We start from the raw sequence: 16,873 nt of genomic DNA, 5'->3' as shown, positions 1-16,873 counted from the left end.
ACGGAAGTTGCCGACCGGGTTCGGACGCCTGTGGACTGCGCAGACGGTGTCCTCGCTCGGTGACGGGGTGTCGCATGCCGCGCTGCCGCTGCTGGCGTTGACCGTGACGCGGGACCCGGTGGCGCTCGCCGTCGTCACGGCCTCCGGGACGCTGCCGTGGCTGCTCTTCGGGATGCTCGGCGGTGCGCTGGTGGACCGCTGGGATCGTCGACGCACGATGTGGGTCGCGGACGCGGTGCGTGCGGTGCTGCTGGCGATACCGGCGGCGGCGGCCGTGCTCGACATGCTGAGCATTCCGCTGCTCGCGGCCGTCGCCTTCCTGCTCGGCCTCGGCGGACTCTTCTTCGATACGGCCGCCACGGCGTACCTGCCGGATCTGCTCCGCCGCGACCCCGCGCTCCTGGAGCGCGCCAACTCCCGCTTGCGCGGCGCCCAGACCGCCATGTCCGGCTTCGCGGGCCCGCCTCTGGGCAGTGCGCTGCTCGCGCTCGGTCGGGCGGTTCCGCTACTGGCCGACGCAGCGTCGTTCATGGTCTCCGCACTGCTCGTACGTACGCTGCCCGCCATGCCCCGGCCCGCACCGCAGGCCGGTGAGTCGCTGCTTCGGCAGGCGCGAGCCGGGGCCTCGTACGTCTTCCGGGACCGGGTGCTGCTCGGGCTGGCGCTCCGCCCAGCTGTCGGCAACGTCGCCTTCCTCGCTGTGGAGACCGTCCTCGCCCTCTTCGCGCACGATCGCCTCGGCATCGACACCTACGGCTTCGGCCTGCTCCTCACGGCGGAGGCCACCGGCGGCCTGCTCGGTGCGGGCATCGCCTCCCGCCTTGGCCGTCGACTCGGCACCGGCACTGCGCTGACCTGCACAGCCGCCGTCGAAGGGCTCGCCATCCTGGGCCTGGCCGTCGCCCCGAACCCGTACGTGGCCGGGCTGGCGCTCGCCGTCTGCGGGGCCGGCATGGGCGCCACGATGGTGCTCGCGCCTTCTCTTCGGCAGGCGATCGTCCCCGCCCACCTGATGGGCCGGGTCGCGTCCACCTCCCGCATGCTCGCCATGTGCGCCGCCCCCGTCGGGGCCTTCCTCGGCGGCTGGCTGGCCACCGCCTACGACATCCGCACCCCCCTCTACGCCGCAGCCGGCCTCCTCCTGGCAATGACGGCCGTCACGGCATCCATGACCAGCAACCGCCGGGTCGAAGCGGCGCTGCGTGCCGCCGCCCCTGTCGACGGTCCGGATCACCCGGCTGCCTGTTCCGCCTAGGAGAGTGCACCCGACCTCTTGTGACGCTGGTCCCTGCCCTGACAGGCGGTCCGCTCGTCCTCAATGCCCTCCACAGCAAACAGCCACGCCCTACCCAGCAGCTGTACGCCGTGTGGAAGCGCCATCGCCGGATCGCCCCTGCCTGCCCCATCCGGGCCGCCAGCCCTCCCCCGCTGGGCCCGGACGGCTGGGACATGGGTCGCCCGGAGCGCTGTCAACGGGCCCGGCGCTCCGTCCCCCGACACCAGAGCGCGGGGCGGGGCCGGAATCACCGTCGCCGTACGCTGGCCAGTCCCTCTCCTTGTCGCGCATAGATCGCAGAGCACGGGGCAGGCGAGCGCGGGAGCGCACGGTGGGGCGCTCCTGCCGCTGTCCCGGACACTCCCCCATCCGGGTCGGCGGTCACGCTGGAGGGCCCGCACCCGGGTGGAGTGCGGGCCCTCTGCACCTTTCAGCTCCTCCGCCACGTGAAACGGACAGCCGCACCATCACGGCCCACCGCGCGCACCCCGCCCCGACAGTGCTCCAGCCACCAGGAACACGGCGACGGCCCGCACACAGGCCACCGCATCCCGAGCGGGAGCCCTCCACGTGCTCCACTGCGGCGCCCAGGGAGGCGAGGCCGCCGGTCTCCACGCAGTGCATCGCGAGGAGTGTCACGTTCCAGGGCCCCGGTTCGTCCATGTGGTGATCACCTGGCAGTCATTTCTCGCGCATCATGAAGGGGACCCACGTGTTCGCCGCATACCTCGTCGCCACCCTCCTCGCCTCGGTCGTCAACGGCGTGGCCGCCGTCGCCAACCTCACCGGACACGACTACCCGAAAAGCCAGGCAGACAAGTTGGGCGTGCCCCACTCCTGGATGCGACCGCTGGGGACACTGCTGGGGGCTGGCGCCCTGGGGCTGCTGGCCGGGTTCGGCGTACCGGTGCTGGGAGCGCTCGCCGCTGCCGGTCTCGTGCTGTACTTCCTCGGTGCCCTCTGGGCACACCTCCGTGTCGGCGACTACGTACTGGGCCCCTGGTTCGTGTTCTTCTGCCTGCCCGCGGCCGCGCTGGTCATGAACTTGGCCTATCACGAACGCTGATGAACCGATTGCCTCGTCGGGTGGCCTCGTGCGCCGCGGCACGACGGATTCGCCGTCGTCGTCCCCAAGCGGGTGCCGGTAGTGCGCGGTCAACGGATCCCGATTCCGACGGTGGTCGTTCCGGCCGCCTGGGCGCTCGGGACGACCTACGCCCCGCCCATCGCCCGCTCCTGGCGATCCTCACCACCGCGAGGCGTGAAGCGTCGACGAGTACTGAGAGTGAGTGGCGGACGCTCACGGTGTCGCCCTTCCCGGAACGCTTGAACAGCGAGGATGTCAGTGGTGCGCCGCGTTTTGTCGCGGAAGATCTCCGCTCGGATGGTGAGCGTGGGTGGCCAGGCGTAGAACGAGAGCAAGGGGCTGAAACCAGACCCGTCCCTCATCCGTCCCGAGGAGGAGTCATGACTCAGCAGTCCGCATCGGCGACCCCGCTCAGCCCGGAGATGCAGAACGCCGTCGAGGCCTGCATGTCCTGCCACACCGTGTGCGAGGAGACCATGAGCGCCTGCATATCGATGGGCGGCCAGGCCCAGATGCAGGTCATGCGCGCGCTCATGGACTGCTCCGAGCTCACCCGCATGTGCGCTGACATGATGATGCGACGCTCACCCATGTCGACCGAGATGTGCGCGCTCTGTTCCAAGGCCTGCGAGATGTGTGCGGAAGCATGTATGGCCATGCCAGACGACGCCCAGCTCATGCGCTGCGCCGAAGCATGTCGCCGCTGCGCCGAGATGTGCAGGTCGATGGCCGGCGCCGCCATGTGAACACTACCCGACAGTAGCTGCGGGGGCAGCCGATTCCTTGGCCCGCCCCCCGGCTGCGGATGGCGGTGGCCAGCCGAAACACAGACGGCAGCCTGAGCACCTCGTTCGTGCAGACCAGGCCCCTCGTCCCCGGGCGATCCGCCGCCAGAATCCAGACGGGCTCGGACGCATCCAGTCCGGCCCGGACAGGCGAAGTGCAGCACAGAGCCCCCACCTCCTGCACGTCGGCGGAGGTGGGGGCTCACGCTGATGTCCATCGAACGCGAGCCCATCGGGATCGATCCTCTTCTCCGGGTCGCCCGTCGAGGGCGTCGGACTGCGGCGCGTCAGACGGATTGCGGAGTCCAGGTCTTCGGCGACGGGTTGTCGGCCGCCGACTGGGGAACCTTCGCGCAGGAGGTGTAGCCCGACAGGAAGAGAGAAGTCGTCGAGTCGTTCCACGCCAGGTCGAACTGGTCACCCGTCGCAGGGTCCTGGACACGGAAACCGAACTCCAGCAAGTCCTTGCCCCGGCGGTTGCCGTCGTGGGTGAGGGTCCAGCCCGCCGAGACGAACTCCCGGCGCAGGCGTGCCTCTGTCGCACGGGCGACATCGGCAGGGATGTCTGCGACCGTCCAGCTGAGGTCGAAGGTGACGACGTCTGGCAGAGTCTTCTCGATACTGAGGCCGCCCGCATAGCAGCTGTGGCCGGGCACCACCTGGACCGGCCTCACCGCTTCGTGGGGCGGCAGGGCCATGCCGTCGTACGCCCACTGCGCACGGTCCGTCAGGCGCTGGGAGAGCACCGCAGGGTCGGCGGAGGGGTACTCCCGCTCCAGCACGGAGCAGCCCGTGGTCGTCAGGGCGGCGAGCAGCAGGGCCAGGAACGTGGCGGTCTTCCTCATGGATTCGATCCTACGAACGAGGCGACGCCGGCTGTATGAGCACGGGTACTCAAACCCGCAGGTCGGCTGTTCGTTCCAGATGTCAGTACGCGGGCTGTCGGCAAGCGGTTTCCGGCATCCATGATCACGATTACTGCTGGAGGCTGGGCCGCCGCTTTGGGATCTTGCATGATGACCGGCATGAAGACGGAAACCTGCGACCCGGCCGAGCTGGCCGCCCTTCGTGAGATCTTTGCGTCCCGCCCCGAGGCGTCGCCTCCGGCCGGTTGGGACGCGGTGCGGTTCTTCGAGACGGAGCACGGCATCGTACTCCCGGAGCCGTACCGCACGTTCGTGGCGGAGATCTGCGATGGTCTGCGAGCCGGGCCGCCCTACTACGGCCTGCTGCCCCTCGCGGAAACACCCCCGGACTGGGGCGCGCATCGCCCCGACCGCCTCCTTGCCGAGCCCTTTCCGCTCACGGCGGCATGGCTGTGGGAAGCGGACGGCGACGAGGAGGAGGCCCTGTCGGAGGAGGAGTTCGAAGCCCGGACGAATCCCGTGTTCGACCACGGCTCGCTGCTGCTGGGCACCGACGGCTGTGGCATGTACTGGCACTTGATCGTCACCGGCCCGCAGCGCGGTCACGTCTGGCAGATCGCAGGCGAGGGCGCGATGCCCTTCGGCACCCAGTCACCCGACCCCGTGATGCCCGGCATCCCTGGCTTCACGGGCTGGGCGACCCACTGGGCGCAGGGCCGCTCCTGGTTCGCGGACGACTAGGTCAGACGGGCGCGGTACAGAACTGCCGGGCGCCGCGCAGTGTGGTGCGCAGGATCCGCTGCGTCGCCCGGCTGTCGAGGCGTACGTCGAGAGCTCCGGGATGCGGACTGTCGGCGCGCAGTCCCGTGGGCAGCCGGGAGCCGTCGAGTCCGTCCCGCTCTGCGATGAGTACGCCGAGTTCATGGCGACTCACGGCGTCACGGCCGGCGAGGTGGTGGACGCCGGAGGCGTCGGTCGCTGCCAGCTCCAGAAGGGCGGCGGCCAGGTCGGAGACGTGCACCGGGCATCTGATGTCGTCGGTGAACAGGGCGCCCTCGCGGGTGCCGGCTGCGAGGGCGTGCACGACCTCCTCGTGTACCGAGCGCCCGTGGCCGATGATCAGCGAGGTACGGGCGACAGCGGCTTCCGGGTTCACGGCGAGGATCCCGGTCTCTGCCGCTGCCTTGGCCGCGCCGTACGGGGTGATCGGGTCGGGGCGGCTGGATTCGTCATAGTGGACTCCCGCGCCGGAGAAGACGGCGTCGCTGGACACATGAACCAGGCGGGTTCCGAGCCTCGCCGCTGCCATCGCGAGCCGGACGGGACCTTCTGCCGTGACCGCCCAGTCGGCCTTGCCACTCGACGCGTTGAGGACCGTGTGAGGGCCCACCTCGGTCAGGACCGCGTCCAGGCTGACCGCGTCCCGCAGATCAAGGGGGTACCACGCGGACGGGGAGGCGTTGCCGGGCTCGGTCGCGTACGTCGCGACCGTCCTGTGCCCTGCGGCCCGCGCCTGCCGGACCAGCTCGGCGCCCAGGAAACCGCTGCCGCCGATGATCAGAACTGTCATGAGCGACACCGTAGCGGGGCTTCAAGGCCGAGACTGCGCGAGCGGCCGGGCTTCCATGGGGCCGCGGCCGGACGGCCGAAATGGGCACAGCGACGGGCTCCTGAACTTGAGTTCGTGATGTCAAAGCACAGGGATACCGGGACGGCTATGGCACCCTCGCGCCGCGTCGCGTGCTGCCCAGGCGGCCAAGGAGGAAGGCGACAGGTAGGGACACGAGGACGACCGTCTGGAGTGGGAACCAGTCGACGTGCCAGTCGGGGAAGAGTGCCAGAGGGTTGCCGGAGAAGACCGGGCCGGACAGTTGGAGCCCGACGGCGCTGCCCAGGCCTCCGTACAGCGTCCAGAGCAGGCCGGTCCGGGTGTAGCCCTTCCAGAAGAGGGAGTACACCAGGGCGGGCAGCAGTGAGGAAGCGGCCACCGCCAGGGAGAGAGCCGTCAGGAACTGGACGTTCCACCCCTGGACCCAGACCGCCAGGGCGATGCTCAGTACGCCGACACCGGCGGACGCCAGGCGTGCGGCGGCCACTTCGCGGCCCTCGGTGGTACGCGCACGGCGCAGCACATGGGTGTACAGGTCGTGGGCGATCGTCCCCGCTGCCGCCAGGGTGACGCTCGCGACGACGGCCAGTGTGGTGAGGAAGACGCCGGAGGCGACCAGGACGACGAGCAGCGCCCCGGCAGCGTCGGCGTCCGCGCCTCCGGCCAGTTCGTCGGCCAGCATCACCAGCGCGCTGTTTCCGCCCGGATCGGCTGCCAGGATCGCCGGAGCGCCGATCAACGCGGAGGCGGCGAGACCCATGAGAGCCGTGGTGAGGCAGAACGCGCCCACGATCGTGAGCGTATGACGCACGGTACGGCGGGCGGTGGCGGCGTCGGGCGCCGTGCCGAGTTGCAGGGCGACGTGCGGCAGGCAGGCCACGCCGAGCACGATGGTGATCATGAGGCCGATGAAGTCCAGGGTGGCGGCGGGCTCGGCGCTCGCGCCGAATCGGAGGCCGGGGCGCAGGTAGTCGGCGGGGCGGCCGCTTCCCTCTCCGGCCGCGGCGATCAGGGAGTCGGCACTCCAGTGGAAGCGGTGCAGGAGCACGGCGGACACGCTCAGGGCCACGCAGAGCAGCACCACCGTCTTGATCACCTGGATCACGACCGTACCGCGCATGCCGCCGAACGCCGTGGTGCAGACGACGAGAGCGCCGATCATGACGATCGCCGTCTTCTCGATCCCCGGACCGGACAGCCCCAGCAGCGCCGATGTGGTCACCCCCGCACCGGCGAGCTGTACGACCAGGTAGGGGACGCAGATGCACAGGGTGACCACGGCGACCGCGATCGTCACCGTGCGACCCGGTGTCCGCAGGCCGAACGTGTCGCCCAGGGTGTAGCCGGCGCGCTCGCGCAGGGGCACGGCGAGCAGGAGCAGTACGCCGAGGGAGAGCACGATGCAGAGCGCGATGAACAGGCCGTCGTAGCCGAAGACGGCGACGCTTCCCGTGGTGCCGAGCACCATGGCCGAGGAGAGGTAGACGCCGGAGAGGACGAGCGCCCCTCGCAGGGGCCGCAGGGTGCGTCCCGCCGTGTAGAAGTCGTCGACGCGGTCCCTCGGAGGGCCGCTGAGGACGCACAGGAACAGGATGGGGACGATGAACGCCACGAAGCAGCCGAGGACCAGTGCCTGGGTCTCCGGGTCCATGGTGCCGGGCGCGGCCAGCGGGATCTCCGGTCTCATCAGTACTCACCGTGCCCGTGTGCGTGCGCGGTGGGGTGGACGGGCGTCCGGGACTCGTCCGCACTGCGGTCGTAGCGCACCGCCGTCCAGACCAGCAGCACGGCCTGGAGGAGGAGTGCCGGCACGCCGATGCCGGTCTCGCCCCGGAGCGGGGCGGCCATGAAATCGGGCGCGGAGCACACGAGCAGCAGATGCGCGGTGAAGACCGTTCCGTTGACCACGGCGAAGGTCAGACCTGGACGACGGCGGGACCGGGAGTGATGAGGGGGGCGAGGGGCGTGCGGGTAGGTCATGGCGGAGCTCTCCTGGCAGGCCTGGGTGCGGGTGGGTCGCCTGTGAACGGGGCTCACCAGAGCACCCGGCCTCATGACACGTCCATGCGCATGGCCCGCGCCGGTGTCCGCTCCCAACGCCCGGCATGTGCGGTTGTGCGGAGGCCCAGGGGCGTGGAGAGCCGGGGAGGGCGAGGGGGTGCCAGGAAGGATCGCGCTGGGGCAGGGAGGAGAGGAGAGGAGAGGTCAGGCCGGTGGGTGACGTCGGCGTCCGTCGTCGGCGGGTCCGGCTGCCGCGGTCGGCCCCAGGAGGCGGTGGGCATCGAGCGCGAGGGTGAGTTGCACCAGGTCGCGGGGGCGGGACAGCGTGAGGCCGGTGACCTGTTCCACGCGGCGCAGGCGGTTCAGCACGGTGTTCCGATGGCAGAACATCTGCCGAGCGGCCTGGACGGAGGATCCGCCGCATTCGATCCAGACGGCGATGGTGTCGAACAGCAGGTCGCGGTCGGCGGGGTCCAGGGCGTACAGGGGCCGCAGTACCTGGCGGACGAGTTCGTGGGACAGGTCGGGCCGCGAGACCAGGAGTCCGTCGGGCAGACGGGAGTCGAGCCGTGCGACCTCCCCGTCACCTCGGCAGGTACGGAGGGCCAGTCCGGCCATGTCACGCGCGCGTGCCAGGTTTTCCAGGCCCGGGACCACCGGGCTGATGCCGATGCGGAGCCCGGGTCCTGCGACGAGGCCGGAGGCGAACGCGTCCAGCGGACGGTCGCCCAAGTGGGCCACGAACACGGCGCGCCGACCCCAGGAGTGCCGTAGGACCCGGATGCCCTTCAGCTCCGGGGCGGCCTGGGGCACGCGGCCGTACGGCGGCGTCGCCTCCGCGACCGCCACGGCGTACCGGCTGTCGAGCGGCAGATCGAGGATGTCGGCCGCGCTCCGGGTGAACTCGGGTTCGTGGCGCGTCTCGAGGAGGGCGGCGAGGATCAGACGGACGCGTTCGGCGTGCCGGCCGGTCACGCCCTCGACGACCTGCCGGTAGGCGTCGGCGACGAGGACGGCGTCGCGGTCGTTGCTCTTCCACACCAGCTCGGCGACGTGCACCATCCTGCGCATGTCGCCCAGGCCCTCGCGCTCCACCACCCCGAGCATCCCGCTCCAGACCTCGGATCCGGCGACACGGTAGGCGTGCAGCACTTCGTCGAGGGGGCGGCCCTGTTCCGCGCGCCGCGTGCCCAGCTCTCTGGTGAACCGCTCGACGTCCACGATCCTGCCCGGATCCACCCCGGTCTCCAACGCGTGGCGGATGCCCGTCGCCACGTTCTCGCGCACGTCGGGCGGTGCGAGCACCGGGTCGGCGTAGTACGGCACCTCGGCGCGGATCGCCTCCAGGACGGAGTCCGTGAACCCCGTGCCGTATCCGAGAAGCCGCCGGCACGCACGGTCGAACAGTTCGGCGGAGGACGGGTCGGTGGCGTTGCCGGGGGCGAAACTACGGTGCATGGACGCTCCTGGTGGACGGGGGTGCGAGCACCACGTGCAAGGTGCGGGCGCGAGGCGCCGACGTGCGGTGACGACGCCCGGTGGCGACGCGAGCTGCCGACGCGCGCTGTCGACGTGCGGTGCCGAGGAAGCTGCGCGGAGCGCAGGAGCCTTCAGCGGGCCGGTCGCCGTGGGCGAGAACCGGCAGCGTCCTCTCCGGCGGGCACCATGCTAAGCGGTCGGTCAGGAAGTGGTGAGGTCTCGGCCGGATCGTGATGATTCCGTATGCGCCGACGCGGTCGGCCACGTTTCGAAAGCGCGTTCACGGATACGTGGCGTTCCGTCAGGATCATCGGCCTCTCGGAATGGACAGTCGCAGTGCTGCCCCGAAGACCGGAACGACGCGGCCCCCGCCCCTTCCTGGGTCGGGGCCGCGGTGCGCGTGAGGCATCGACGAGTGAGGGAGGGCCCGGATGAAGGTGACCGGGGAAAACCGTGGTGCGGCCCGACGTGGGCCTGTGGCCATCGGGCGCGATCTGCTGCTGGCGGTGGGGCTCGTAGGGATATGCGGCGGCGGCCTCGCTCTCTTCCTCAGGACGGCCGACGTGGCGGGGCGTCGCGGGTCCGGCGTCCCGGTCGCCGTCCTCGCGACGCTCGCCGTCTTCGGAGTGCTCGCCGTGGGGCTGGGGACGGTCAGACGGAGTTCGGTTCCCGTCCGGAACCGCGGGGGCGTTCGTCCCGCAGGCGCGCCGCGGGACTCGCTGCCCGCCCCTGACGTGCCCGATGTACCCGATGTGGCCTACGTGCCGGACCTGGATGCCAGGGCTCTGGACCACGGAGCGGTCGACGCCGACGGCTTTGAACACACGGTCGCCGCACTCTGCGCGCGGGACGGGTGCGCCGCCGTGGAAGTGGTGGGCGGGGCGGGCGACCTGGGCGCCGATGTGCTCGCGGTGACCGAGGACGGCCGACGTGTTGTGCTCCAGTGCAAGCGCTACGCGGAGGACAACCGCGTCGGTTCCCAGGATCTGCAGAGGTTCGGCGGCACCTGCTTCGCCATCCACGAGGCGGATGTGGCAGTCGTCGTGACCACCAGCTCCTTCACCGCACCCGCAGTCGAGTACGCCGCCACGTGCGGGATCATCTGCGTCGACGGCGATGCGCTGGCCGCGTGGACCGATCAGATCGCGCCGCCCCCTTGGGAGACGCTCGGCGACGCGGATCCTGCGGCCTCGGTCTCCGTGACTGGCTCTCGGTGACCGGCACTCAGTGACCGGCCCGGCCTGAGCGTCCGCGCGGCGGCTGGACGCGGCCCGGCCGGGGGGGGGCCAGGTGATGTTTCTACGGGCTCACCGCCGTGCCGCGCCATCCGCGCAGCTCCCCCACCTGGAGCCCCACGGGCCTCCACACCCCCCGGACCTGACGCCAAGCCTTCACTGGCGGGTTCCGGCCGCCCGCGCTGTGCACCCTGTAGCCACCGCCGGTCAGGCCGTGGAATGCTCGTCCCGCCGCTTCAACAGGCGCCGCCGGGGCGCCCGAGGTTTCACGGCCGAACCAGTGACAGTAGGGGGTGGCGTCGGCGGCCGCCGCACGCGTGACGCACGATCGGTGTCCCGCAGAACCCACTGGACCCGGCCCTTCCTCACCCCCGTGCAGCGGAGCACGGACCAGGTCAACTGCACTTCGACCACGTCGACTTCCCCGGCCGGTACGCGTTCTTGCGCCCGCCGGCCGGGTGCCGGCCGCTGCGCGAATCACCGGCCGCCGAGGGGGACGGCGGCGCGATCGCAGGTCGCCGGCCGTCCGACAACCGTTGGTCGGCCCGCGAGAACCACTACCTCTCGGCGTCCGCGCCTGCCGGGTCGGCGGAGGCCTGCGCGAGGTTCTGCTCCAGTCGCTCCAAGGTGTGCAGAGCCGCAGCGCGTTCGTCGGCTGACATCCCTGCGGTCGTGAGCTCCTCGAGCTGGCTCCAGATCTGCTCGACCTCCCGGCGCAGGGCGTGGCTTGCCGCGGTGGGTTCGATGAGCGAGGCCCGCTTGTCGGTGGGTGAGGGGCGGCGCCGGACGAAGCCGGCCTGCTCCAGGCGCTGGACGGTGCGGGTCATCGTGGCGGCGTCGGAGTCCATCAGGCGCACGAGGTCGGTCTGGCGCTGAGGGCCGAGTTCCCACAGGTGCATCATGACCAGCTCCTGTGCCGGGTGCAGGCCGATGCGGCGCAGCAGCTGTCCGGCGAACATGCGGTGCAGGCGGGCGACACGGAAGATCGCGTGACTGACGGGCCCGCCGCCGGCGGCAGCCGGCATCGGAACGCTCGCGTCCTGCCCTGCTCCTGCCCGCTCCTTCCCGGTTGCCGGCGTGGATTGCGCCATCTCTCCCTCACTTCCTTGGTTGGGCAACTAATACTACCTCGCGACCGCGACCCATCCGCCGCGCTTCCTGACTCTTGCTTGTGATTTGCCTGTTTAGTCCACATATTGTGCGCCACAAGGCGGCGCGGGAATACCCTCGAGACATTTACTTGTTCGGACAGGTATCTGTTACGTTGAAAGTGTCGAGGCCACCGCGCCTGCCACTCCTTGCGAGGGAAGAGATCATGACTACTGCTTTCGATCCGATCGTCCTTGGCGGCCGCCGCCTGCCCAGCCGTGTCGCGATGGCGCCGATGACGCGCAGCCGCGCGTTCGGGCCCGGCGCGGAGCCGACGGAGCTGATGGCGACGTACTACGCGCAGCGCGCCAGTGCCGGGCTGATCGTCACCGAGGGCATCCAGCCCTCGCCGATCGGCCAGGGCTACCCCGACACGCCCGGCCTGCACACGCCCGGGCAGGTGGCCGCGTGGCGGACGGTGACGGATGCCGTGCACCGCGAGGGCGGCGTGATCTTCGCGCAGCTGATGCACACCGGCCGGATCGGCCACCCCAGCCTGCTGCCCGACGGCCTGGTGCCGGTCGCGCCGTCGGCGGTGGCTGCCAAGGGCCGGGTCTTCACCCATGAGGGACCGAAGGAGTACGTCACGCCGAAGGAGCTGAGCGAGGCCGAGATCCGGCAGACGATCGACGACTTCGCCGCCGCGGCCCGCAACGCGATCGAGGCCGGCTTCGACGGCGTGGAGATCCATGGCGCCAACGGCTATCTGGTCCACCAGTTCCTCGCGCCCGACACCAACCGGCGCACCGACGCCTGGGGCGGCGACACCGAGGGCCGTATCCGCTTCGCCGTCGAGGTGGCGACCGCCGTGGCCGAGGCGATCGGCAGCGACCGCGTGGGCCTGCGGGTTTCGCCCGGCAACCTGTACAACGACATGGCCGAGGACGACCCGGCCGAGACGTACGAGGCGCTCCTGGCCAAGCTCGTCGGCCTGGACCTGGCGTACCTGCACCTGATGGAGGGCCCCGACCGTGACCTGACTGCGCGGCTGCGCAAGGCGTGGCCCGGCCTGTTCGTCCTCAACCCCTTCACGTACCCGGAGGTCACCGGTCCCGAGGCGCTGAAGCTGATCGAGAACGGCAGCGCGGACATGATCGCCTACGGGGCGCTGTTCCTGGCCAACCCCGACCTGCCGGCCCGTCTGGCCGCCGGAGGTCCCTTCAACACCCCGGATGCGGCCACCTTCTACGGCGGCGACCACCGCGGCTACACCGACTACCCCGCCCTCACCGCCTGAGCGGCGAGCCCGCCGGCGCGGACACCGTCGTGACCGCACAGTGAGTCACGCCATCCCGTTCACTTCCCTGCCTGCCTCCACCTAGGAGTCCCGATGTCCACTGCGATCACATTCTCCGAGTACGGTCCGCCCGAGGTGCTGCGGCTGACCGAGGTCACCCCTCCTGAGCCGGGCCCCGGCCAGGTCCGGATCCGGGTGCGGGCCGCCTCCGTGAACCCGATCGACATGAAGCACCGCTCCGGCCTGATGGCCAAGGTCGCCCCGGCGCGCTTCCCCGTGACCCCCGGCTTGGACGCCGCCGGTGTCGTCGACGCCGCCGGCGAGGGAGCCGACGCGGTCGTGGGGGATCACGTACTCGGAGCCACGATCGGCGGCAGCTACAGCGAGTACGCCCTGCTGGAGCGACCGGTGGCCAAGCCCGAGGAGTTGTCGTGGGAGGTCGCCGCCTCCCTCGTCACGGTCGGCCAGACCGCGCACCGGGTCCTTCGGCAGCTCGGTGTGCAGGCGGGTCAGACCCTGCTCGTCCACGGCGCAGCCGGCAGCGTGGGTGTGATCGCGGTGCAGCTGGCCGTCGGCCGCGGCATCACCGTCATCGGCACCGCCGCCGAGCGCGACCTGGAGCGCGTCACCGCCCACGGCGCCACCGCCGTCCGCTACGGCGACGGCTGGGTGGACCGGGTCAAGGCTGCCGCTCCGGGCGAGGTGGACTTCGTGTTCGACGCCTCCGGCGCCGGCGTGCTCGCCGACTCCGCCGCCCTGACCGGCGATGCGGCCAAGGTGATCACCATCGCCGACATGGCCGCCCAGCAGCACGGCGTCCGCTTCAGCGCAGGCAGCGCCGACCGGGGCGGCGAGTACCTGCCGGAGCTGGTGCAGCTTGCCGCCGTCGGAAAGCTCAGCGTGCCGATCTGGCGCACCTACCCCCTGGCCGAGGCCGCCCAGGCCCACGCCGACCTGGAAGCCCACCGCAACCGGGGCAAGGCAGTCCTCCTGCCTTGACTCCGTGTGCTGCCGCCTCGCATCGCTGGAAGCGCGAGGCGGCCCCGGGGGCCGCAGCGGCCCACCCCCGGCCGACTGCGGTCCCCACCCCAGCATCAAGTCCGAGGCACGAGCTCCACCAGCACGACGCGAAGGCCGAACAGAATGGCACGCGCCGCCATCCCCCACCGCCGCCCCTTGTGCCGCGCGCAGACAGCGCCGCCGTGATCAAGGCCTCGGCCAGAGGTGGAACGGCATGATCCCCACGCTCCGACCACCCGACCCGCCCGCTTCTGCGCACGGCCATAGAACGCATCTGCACCGCGATGCTCACTGACCGGCTGCACGGACTGGTTGGAGCCGGGCTCGACACCCACAACCAAGCTCCCGCCCGGGCCACCACCTGCACCCGCGACTGCAGGGCCATGTTGCCCGCACGGGAGCGGCTCCGCGGCTGGCCCAGCGCCACACCACCTGATCTTCACACCCGCAGATTGGAACACCCATGTCCGCACGCCTCCTGCCCGAAGCCATCTTCGCCCGCACCGTCCTGGGCTCGGGCTCCGGCCTCGCGCTCGCCCACGGTGCCGGCAGCAGCACGGCCGGCACCTACGGCCCGATCCTGGAAGGCCTGGCAGACCGGCACACCGTCGTCGGCATCGACTACCCCGGCAGCGGCGACACCCCCCGCTCCACCACAGCGCTGCTGCTGGACGACCTCGCCGACCAGTCGTCGCCGCCGCCGTCGCCGAGGGCCTGGACACCTTCGCGCTGTCCGGCTACTCCCTCGGCGGCCCCGTCGCCATCCGTGCAGCCGCCCGCCACCCCGAACGCATCACCGCCCTCGTGCTGACCGCCACCCTCCCCCACCACGACAACCGCCTCGCTCTCGCCCTGCCCATCTGGCGCAAGCTGGCCGAGTCCGGCGACCGTGAACTGCTGGCCCAGTACCTGACGATGATGGCCTTGGGCGCCGACGCACTGGAGGCCATATCGGCCGATCAACTCCAGCAGGCCCTCGCATTCACCGCGGCCGGCGTCGCCGACGGCACTCCCGAGCACGCTGAGCTGGCCTCCCGGGTCGACGTCCGCGACGACCTGCCGCGCATCAAGGCACCCACCCTCGTCATCTCCACCACCCAGGACTGGTTCACCTCCACCCGTCTGCACCACCAGCTCGCCGACACCATTCCCGGCGCCCGGCTCGCGGAGATCCACACCGGCCACCTGCCCATGGTGGAACGGCCCGAGGAATGGCGGGAGCTCATCACCGACTTCCTCGCCCAGCACAGCGCCTGACCACGGCTGCGCACGCAGCAGCCGGCGTCACTCAGACTCGGCCCGCACCGCGGAAATCGCCGCGGCGCAGCCGGTGGTCTTCAGCCAGCCGAGGAGGTGGGGGCATTCGGTGATCCAGGCGCGGGTGTCCGTACCGATCTCGGCGCTGATGAGCGCTTCGAGCAGGGTGCTGTAGCGGACGACGAGGTCGCGGTGAGCGGGGTCGGCGGCGAGGTTGCGTGTCTCGTTCGGGTCCTCGGCGCGGTCGTAGAGGACGACGTCGTTCTGTGCGTACAACGCCTCGGGACTGGTTGAGTGGGGAGAAGTAGCGGCTGTCGGTGTAACCGCGCAGGAACCCGCGCTTCGTCCAGTCCGGGGCGCAGTTCGCGGACTGGATCCGCTGGGGTGCTGCGGGGTCGGCGAAGCCGAGCCAGAACGACGCGCTGAGGGCAAGGACCGACTCGACGGCGGTGAGCACGCCGTCGCGGACCGTGCCGCCGTTCAGGGCGGGGGATCAGGCAGGTCGGACATCGGCTCACGCGAGCTCGGCAGCGGCCGCGTGGGGGCACGCGTTCTCACGAGACTCTGAGCCAAAGCGAGCTCAGGCGCGCCCCGGTGCTTTGCCGGACCTGCGGATCGCAGAGCCAAGGATCTTGTCGACCTCGGCGGAAACGGCGTCGAGGAGTTCCTCCCCGAACAGGCAGAGGGTCTCTTCCCAGGGGTGCCCAAAACTGCCGTAGCGGAAGTCTTCCGAGAGGTAGACGTAGTAATCCCCGTCGGGGTACGGGCTCAGAGGCCAGGCCGGCTGCCCAGGACCGCCGACCTGCTGCGGTGCGAAGCGATACGACGTGTGCTGCCAGTCGAGCGCAAGTAGCGTGTCCTGCGGGCCACCGCACGAGGTCAGCCCTTGCTCGACCACCGCGACGAGGCGGTCCAGTCGCTCACAACCCGGATCGTCGCCAAGGGCAGCAAGGCTCCAGGTGACCGACGCGACAGGCTCCTTGATTGCCGGCCAGCTGAACGAACTCATACTCGGCCGGAAATTGAAGTCCTCGTAGAAGCGGTCCCAGACGCGTCGATACTCAGCCTCTGGCAGCGCTGACACCGGATCCTCTGTCATGCCGCGATCCTATCGAGTCGCCTGATTGAGGATCAGAGAAAGAGATCCGCATCAGCGTCTCCCGCACCCAATCGAGACGGGACAAGCTCACCGCCGAACAACTCGACGCACTACAGAAGCTGGGATCGGAGTGGGCCCTACGCCAGCCACCGGGGGGCGTGTTCGCAGTGGCGGCCGGTCAGCGCTCCAGGGCGGGCAGGTGGGCCAGTCCGGTGTCGAGCATGATGCGGTCGACAGTCTCATGCAGTGCGCTGCCTGCACCGATGACTGCCTCGAGCCCGTCGGGCAGCAGATCGCGCGGGCGGTACCAGTCGCGCAGTTGCGTCTCGTTGACATCCTCGGCGATCGGCTTGGTGGCATGCCGGGCGAGAGTCTCGACGAAGGGGACATCCAGGTAGTAGCCGTGGGTCGGGCCGCGATGGTCGGCACGCAGCCGGGCAAGCATGTCGCCGTAGTGGTCGGCGTAGAGGATGCCTTCGACCACGACGTGGTACCCCGCGTCCAGGGCGTAGCGGGCTGTCAGGTCGATCAGCCCGATGTTCGCGGCGCCGGGGCGGTCCCGCTCGCGGAGCACGGTACGACGGAGGTTGTCCTGGCCGACCAGGGCCAGCCCTCTGCCGAACCGCTCGCGGAGACGGGCCGCGACGGACGACTTCCCCGACGCGCTGTTGCCGCGCAGGACGATCAGCCGGGTTCCTTCGGTTCCTACCATCACGGCGGTCACGCTACCGACGGCCGACGACAGGACTCTCCGCAGGGATCAAGAAGGGACC

Annotated in this window: 18 protein-coding genes; 9 read left to right on the top strand and 9 right to left on the bottom strand. The window is 70.7% G+C overall.

The genetic code is table 11. The features are described 5' to 3' along the window. Window positions 1-7 precede the first annotated feature (7 nt). From ACFVGW_RS10225 to ACFVGW_RS10215, 3 genes are all read left to right on the top strand, one after another. Window positions 8-1,255, top strand: coding sequence for an MFS transporter (locus ACFVGW_RS10225; protein WP_385851722.1), 1,248 nt, complete (start codon window positions 8-10; stop codon window positions 1,253-1,255). A 733-nt stretch (window positions 1,256-1,988) separates the two neighbouring features. Then, complete coding sequence (locus ACFVGW_RS10220; protein WP_385851597.1) at window positions 1,989-2,342, top strand: DoxX family protein; 354 nt, start codon at window positions 1,989-1,991, stop codon at window positions 2,340-2,342. Between the two features lie 401 nt (window positions 2,343-2,743). Next, entirely contained in the window at window positions 2,744-3,109 is a 366-nt protein-coding gene (locus ACFVGW_RS10215) for a four-helix bundle copper-binding protein (protein WP_352192081.1), read from the top strand. A 326-nt stretch (window positions 3,110-3,435) separates the two neighbouring features. Here the strand turns inward: ACFVGW_RS10215 and ACFVGW_RS10210 are convergent, their stop codons facing one another. Then, entirely contained in the window at window positions 3,436-3,993 is a 558-nt protein-coding gene (locus ACFVGW_RS10210; protein WP_385851596.1) for a hypothetical protein, read from the bottom strand. A gap of 168 nt (window positions 3,994-4,161) precedes the next feature. Between ACFVGW_RS10210 and ACFVGW_RS10205 the strand changes: the two genes are divergently transcribed. Then, window positions 4,162-4,755: an SMI1/KNR4 family protein gene (locus ACFVGW_RS10205; RefSeq protein WP_385851721.1), complete on the top strand. Its 594-nt coding sequence runs from the start codon at window positions 4,162-4,164 to the stop codon at window positions 4,753-4,755. 1 nt (window position 4,756) lies between these two features. On the opposite strand, the gene ACFVGW_RS10200 is transcribed toward ACFVGW_RS10205, so the two are convergent. From ACFVGW_RS10200 to ACFVGW_RS10185, 4 genes are all read right to left on the bottom strand, one after another. After that, window positions 4,757-5,584 carry an SDR family oxidoreductase gene (locus ACFVGW_RS10200; RefSeq protein ID WP_385851595.1) on the bottom strand — a complete coding sequence of 276 codons (828 nt, stop codon included), beginning with the start codon at window positions 5,582-5,584 and terminating at the stop codon, window positions 4,757-4,759. A gap of 145 nt (window positions 5,585-5,729) precedes the next feature. Continuing rightward, a complete protein-coding gene (locus tag ACFVGW_RS10195) occupies window positions 5,730-7,310 on the bottom strand; it encodes a cation acetate symporter (RefSeq protein WP_385851594.1) in 1,581 nt (526 codons plus the stop codon). After that, window positions 7,310-7,603 (bottom strand): DUF485 domain-containing protein, encoded by a 294-nt coding sequence (locus ACFVGW_RS10190; protein WP_385851593.1) that lies wholly within the window; start codon window positions 7,601-7,603, stop codon window positions 7,310-7,312. Before ACFVGW_RS10190 ends, ACFVGW_RS10195 begins: the two co-directional genes overlap by 1 nt. 225 nt (window positions 7,604-7,828) lie before the next feature. Beyond that, a complete protein-coding gene (locus tag ACFVGW_RS10185; protein ID WP_385851592.1) occupies window positions 7,829-9,082 on the bottom strand; it encodes a PucR family transcriptional regulator in 1,254 nt (417 codons plus the stop codon). A 452-nt stretch (window positions 9,083-9,534) separates the two neighbouring features. Here ACFVGW_RS10185 and ACFVGW_RS10180 point away from each other — a divergent pair, with 452 nt between their 5' ends. After that, the gene (locus ACFVGW_RS10180) at window positions 9,535-10,320 is read left to right on the top strand and encodes a restriction endonuclease (RefSeq protein WP_385851591.1); all 786 of its coding nucleotides are present in this window, start codon (window positions 9,535-9,537) and stop codon (window positions 10,318-10,320) included. A gap of 575 nt (window positions 10,321-10,895) precedes the next feature. Here ACFVGW_RS10180 and ACFVGW_RS10175 read toward each other — a convergent pair. Then, a complete protein-coding gene (locus ACFVGW_RS10175; protein ID WP_385851590.1) occupies window positions 10,896-11,363 on the bottom strand; it encodes a MarR family winged helix-turn-helix transcriptional regulator in 468 nt (155 codons plus the stop codon). Window positions 11,364-11,653: 290 nt separating this feature from the next. On the opposite strand from ACFVGW_RS10175, the gene ACFVGW_RS10170 reads away from it, so the two are divergent. The 4 genes from ACFVGW_RS10170 (at window position 11,654) to ACFVGW_RS10155 (ending at window position 15,001) form a co-directional block, all read left to right on the top strand. Then, on the top strand, window positions 11,654-12,724 hold the full coding sequence (locus ACFVGW_RS10170; RefSeq protein WP_385851589.1) for an alkene reductase: 1,071 nt from the start codon (window positions 11,654-11,656) through the stop codon (window positions 12,722-12,724). Window positions 12,725-12,817: 93 nt separating this feature from the next. Then, window positions 12,818-13,723, top strand: coding sequence for an NADP-dependent oxidoreductase (locus tag ACFVGW_RS10165; RefSeq protein WP_385851588.1), 906 nt, complete (start codon window positions 12,818-12,820; stop codon window positions 13,721-13,723). Window positions 13,724-14,207: 484 nt separating this feature from the next. Further along, a complete protein-coding gene (locus ACFVGW_RS10160) occupies window positions 14,208-14,555 on the top strand; it encodes a hypothetical protein (RefSeq protein ID WP_385851727.1) in 348 nt (115 codons plus the stop codon). Further along, complete coding sequence (locus ACFVGW_RS10155; protein ID WP_385851720.1) at window positions 14,459-15,001, top strand: alpha/beta fold hydrolase; 543 nt, start codon at window positions 14,459-14,461, stop codon at window positions 14,999-15,001. The genes ACFVGW_RS10160 and ACFVGW_RS10155 overlap by 97 nt, the downstream gene beginning before the upstream one ends. 27 nt (window positions 15,002-15,028) lie before the next feature. On the opposite strand, the gene ACFVGW_RS10150 is transcribed toward ACFVGW_RS10155, so the two are convergent. The 3 genes from ACFVGW_RS10150 to ACFVGW_RS10140 form a co-directional block, all read right to left on the bottom strand. After that, a complete protein-coding gene (locus tag ACFVGW_RS10150) occupies window positions 15,029-15,277 on the bottom strand; it encodes a hypothetical protein (protein ID WP_385851587.1) in 249 nt (82 codons plus the stop codon). A gap of 304 nt (window positions 15,278-15,581) precedes the next feature. Next, the gene (locus ACFVGW_RS10145) at window positions 15,582-16,100 is read right to left on the bottom strand and encodes a DUF2716 domain-containing protein (protein WP_385851586.1); all 519 of its coding nucleotides are present in this window, start codon (window positions 16,098-16,100) and stop codon (window positions 15,582-15,584) included. A gap of 178 nt (window positions 16,101-16,278) precedes the next feature. Beyond that, window positions 16,279-16,812: an AAA family ATPase gene (locus ACFVGW_RS10140; protein WP_385851719.1), complete on the bottom strand. Its 534-nt coding sequence runs from the start codon at window positions 16,810-16,812 to the stop codon at window positions 16,279-16,281. Window positions 16,813-16,873: the final 61 nt, after the last annotated feature.

Source organism: Streptomyces sp. NPDC127129 (assembly GCF_042671585.1).
Lineage (GTDB): Bacteria > Actinomycetota > Actinomycetes > Streptomycetales > Streptomycetaceae > Streptomyces.
The sequence above is the reverse complement of the archived record's forward strand: the minus strand, read 5'-3'. Positions and strand labels throughout refer to the sequence as shown.